Below are 3,702 nucleotides of genomic sequence, written 5' to 3' on the forward strand. Positions count from 1 at the left end.
TTGAGTCATCGATCGATGGCTTGTTTTGCTATGCCCATTTTTTAACTGGGTGCCCAGAGTATTCATTTCAGACTTATTCTTTATTTTAACAAGGTTTAAGTATTTCATATAAAGAAAGTATCACCTGGTACTTTCTTCCTATTTTCTCTTATCCATGTTTTTATCACAATAAGACGGGTATGTTCAAAGTAACAACGAAAGGGAGATGAAAAAATCATGAAAACTTATGTTGTTGAAAATGGTGTACAAGCTACAGAAGCAATTCAAAATCTTGAAACTCAAGGCTATAACAGAGATGACATTTATTTATTCGCACATGATTTAAAACGCTCCAAGCATTTAACAGAAAATACAGAGACAAACAATATTGGTTTGAAAGAAGAAGGGCTTTTTGAAATAATGGCAAATGCGTTTCGCTCACGCGGTGACGAACTTCGCGCCAGGATGTCATCATTAGGCGTTTCCGAAACAGAAGCGGCACAGCTTGAAAGAGAATTGGACGAGGGGAAAGTTGTAATAATTGCTCAATAGTAACAAAAGTGAAAGCACCTTGCTCAGTCGCTTTCGTTTTCTATCCGATAAACGGAACTAGACACTAATAATAGTTAAACTTTAAAACAACCTAATGGGGCTGCCCTATTGGCAGCCCCATCTTTTATATCCAATGCTTTGGATATTGTCTTGATTGAAATAAATTATTATAAAACAATGAGATCAGGACTAATAAAAGACTACTTGCGACCATACATGGGATAAATCCCCAGCCTGCCCCGGAATTAATCGCAACGATGGCACTAGCTGCTGCTGGAGGATGAATGGTGTTTGTGATGACCATAAGAATAATCACGATCGCTAAAGTTATCCCAATAGTCAGAAAACTACGCCCGAAAAGTTCCCAAATAGTTAGTGAAGCAAAGGTTGCCAGAAAATGACCGCCAATGATTTGTCTCGGTTGTGAAAACGGCCCATTATGAGCACCAAAAATTAATAAACAGCTGGCTCCAATTGGTCCAAGCGCCATCGGATAACCGATCGAAATGGCAAGGATACTGATGAGGCTCATCGCAATCAAACAACCGATTGCTGAAATCATTAAATCCACATAGTTTAAGTTAGTTTTATATTTTGCCTCACCTCTCATTTTCTTTATATAAGTACCGAACCCAATTGGGAAAGAACCAACCTCAGCTCTTCTCACTTTCTCTATATTCATCTGTTCCCCCTGCTTTATAAAATCGCCACTAGTTTGTCAGTTTTTCTCACAGATAAATTTTATTTTAATCGATTATTCTGACAAAATAAAGAGAAAATTTGAGATTTTCTGTACGCCTATTCGTTTTCTTGCAACTTATTTATCCTTTCTACATCCATCCATACTACAGCAAGTATACTTTTTCTAATTTGGAGAAGAATTGTTCAATGAAGATGGATAGTACCCAATATATGAGCGATAATGCAAGGTAAGTTTCTAGTGAATGAGAATTAAAGTTATTTGAAATAATAAGACTGGCCTTTCCCATAATATCAACCAAACCAATGGTATAGGCTAAAGAACCTTCTTTCATTAATTCAAGCAAGCTATTTCCGAAGTTTGGTAATGCTACTACAAATGCTTGTGGTAAAACAATTCTCCTAAATGCCTGTGTGGGACTAAGCCCTACACTAACCGCTGCCTCATATTGACCTTGGTCAATCGCTTCATAAGCTGTTCTCATCACTTCTGACATTAATGCACCAATTTGAAGGGAAAAGGTGATCACAACAAAGACAGCAGTATGAAGATTATTCAAGTCTGTACCAAAATTACCGGCTATGGCCGGAAGTCCGTAATAAACCAAAAATAAGAGAACAATTGAAGGTGTACATCTTAATATTGTGGTATAACCATTGGCTATTTTTTTTGCAATCTTACTTGTTCCCAGCTTCATTACGACTAAGATAAAACCTAAAACTGTTCCGAACAAAACTGATAGTCCTGAAACCATAAATGTTACTTTTAAAAATGGAATAAGCTGTGGTATGGCTTCCCAAATGTAGGTAATATCAAAATACTCTTGCATAAGCCACCTCCATTTTTGATTCCCCTTGTGTGGAAATCATAAATTTTCATAGTTTAGGAGCCCAATGTACAAAAACTTGGAATACATTTACCTTTTGACGGTATCCAATAGGTTAAATAAATCATGATTATAGAACTTAACCATCAGTTCGTTTGTTTTCTTTTCCTCTTTTATTTTTTTGATTGCTTGATCATAGGCATCAGCAAATTCTTGTTCTTTTTTGTTGAATAAGGGCCAAGTTTTAATGACGGCAAACTCATTGTAAACAACGTCATTAACTAAATTATGATATGGACCATCCTTTGCAAGAACTTGCTTTTCATAAGCGGCCCCTATATAAATGCCACCATCTACACGTCCTTCATTTACCCATTGAGCAACATCCACTGAGAACGCATCTCCAGCTTCTAGTTTTACTTTATTGTCAGGATTAGCTTGGTTATATTCATCCACAATGGTATATTGGGCATTGCTAGCAGCAATGGGAGCCAAAGAAAGATCAGCTTTAGCAAAATCCGATAAATCCTTTATGTCTTTATTTTCCTTTTTTAACAAAAGACCAACGCCGCTCAGGCCAAGGAATTCTTTAGGAAAAATAAAATTCTTCTTTCTTTCCTCTGTGAACCAGGCATTTTTTACACCTACTTGATATTTCCCTTGTTGGACTCCTATCAATAAGTCCTCACTTGAGGTTGGCACATATTCGAATTCATATTCCGGCAGTGCTTGATCAACCAATTTTAAGACTTCAATTTCATATCCTGTTGGATTTCCATCCTCATCTATGTATCCTATTGGGTTTCCTCCTTGGTCAAATGCAACTTTTACTTTTCTAACTTCTTTCCCAGCCGCTGCTGAATCTGATTTTACTCTGGTTGTCGTATTTGAGCCGCACCCTGAGATTATGGTTACTAAGGCAATTCCTGCAGCTGCGATTTTTAAAAATTTATTCATTTTCATGGTCTTTTCCTCCCCTATTGTTGAATAGCTGTTTGCGCTAATTTTGATATGGTTAGATCATCCATTGGCGGATTATGCAATCCTGCTCTTACATCTCTGTAGTAACGTTGCAATGGATTTGACAATTGTAAGCTTTTTGCTCCGACTATTCGCATGGCTTTGTCGACAACAGTAATCGCTGCATTTGTCACAATATGTTTGGTAACAAGCACTCCGTTGGTCATTTTTTTAATACGCTGCTCATCAAGGTAAGCTTCTGCAGCACCATATAGTGCAAATCTTGCTTTGTATAACTCCAAGTCTATCTCGCCTATTAATGCTTGCACATTCGGCAGCCCGGCAATGGTGCCCTCTATACTATTTGGTGAATGAGTATTAGCAAATTGCACGGCATAGTCCCTGGCTGCCTGAGAAATTCCTAAATAGGTTGCCGAAATTAGGAGACCCCATCCATTAAGTTTGAAGCCAGTCTGATAACTTGGAATTTCTACTAAGTCAGACTCATCAACTGCTACGTTCTCTAATACTAGATCATGGCTGCCTGTACCACGCATAGCGATTACATTCCAATTTTCTTGGATTGATAGACCTTCAGCTTCTTTCGGAATAAAAAAAGCGCAAGGCGCCTGCCTATCGGCGACAAGCATAAGGCGAACAGGAATAGAAGGTGTACTTTACCTTC

The 3,702-nt window shown here is 37.8% G+C and carries 4 protein-coding genes and 1 pseudogene; 1 reads left to right on the top strand and 4 read right to left on the bottom strand.

The genetic code is table 11. The features are described 5' to 3' along the window. Positions 1–213: 213 nt before the first annotated feature. The gene (locus tag Q1B07_RS26215) at positions 214–531 is read left to right on the top strand and encodes a general stress protein (RefSeq protein ID WP_299095655.1); all 318 of its coding nucleotides are present in this window, start codon (positions 214–216) and stop codon (positions 529–531) included. Between the two features lie 124 nt (positions 532–655). Here Q1B07_RS26215 and Q1B07_RS26220 read toward each other — a convergent pair whose 3' ends face one another. The 4 genes and pseudogenes from Q1B07_RS26220 to Q1B07_RS26235 form a co-directional block, all read right to left on the bottom strand. After that, positions 656–1,213 carry an HPP family protein gene (locus tag Q1B07_RS26220; RefSeq protein ID WP_299095653.1) on the bottom strand — a complete coding sequence of 186 codons (558 nt, stop codon included), beginning with the start codon at positions 1,211–1,213 and terminating at the stop codon, positions 656–658. Positions 1,214–1,376: 163 nt separating this feature from the next. Beyond that, positions 1,377–2,060: an amino acid ABC transporter permease gene (locus Q1B07_RS26225; RefSeq protein WP_299095651.1), complete on the bottom strand. Its 684-nt coding sequence runs from the start codon at positions 2,058–2,060 to the stop codon at positions 1,377–1,379. A gap of 87 nt (positions 2,061–2,147) precedes the next feature. Next, positions 2,148–3,020 carry a transporter substrate-binding domain-containing protein gene (locus Q1B07_RS26230; protein WP_299095648.1) on the bottom strand — a complete coding sequence of 291 codons (873 nt, stop codon included), beginning with the start codon at positions 3,018–3,020 and terminating at the stop codon, positions 2,148–2,150. 14 nt (positions 3,021–3,034) lie between these two features. Next, a pseudogene (locus Q1B07_RS26235) lies at positions 3,035–3,634 on the bottom strand (acyl-CoA dehydrogenase); the annotation flags it as partial. Between the last annotated feature and the right edge of the window lie 68 nt (positions 3,635–3,702).

Source organism: uncultured Metabacillus sp., from assembly GCF_947503125.1.
Lineage (GTDB): Bacteria > Bacillota > Bacilli > Bacillales > Bacillaceae > Metabacillus.

Bases quoted from the DNA above. Each gene is read 5' to 3' on its own strand.
- Q1B07_RS26225 (WP_299095651.1), bottom strand. From the start codon at position 2,060: ATGCAAGAGTATTTTGATATTACCTACATTTGGGAAGCCATACCACAG.
- Q1B07_RS26230 (WP_299095648.1), bottom strand. From the start codon at position 3,020: ATGAAAATGAATAAATTTTTAAAAATCGCAGCTGCAGGAATTGCCTTA.
- Q1B07_RS26220 (WP_299095653.1), bottom strand. From the start codon at position 1,213: ATGAATATAGAGAAAGTGAGAAGAGCTGAGGTTGGTTCTTTCCCAATT.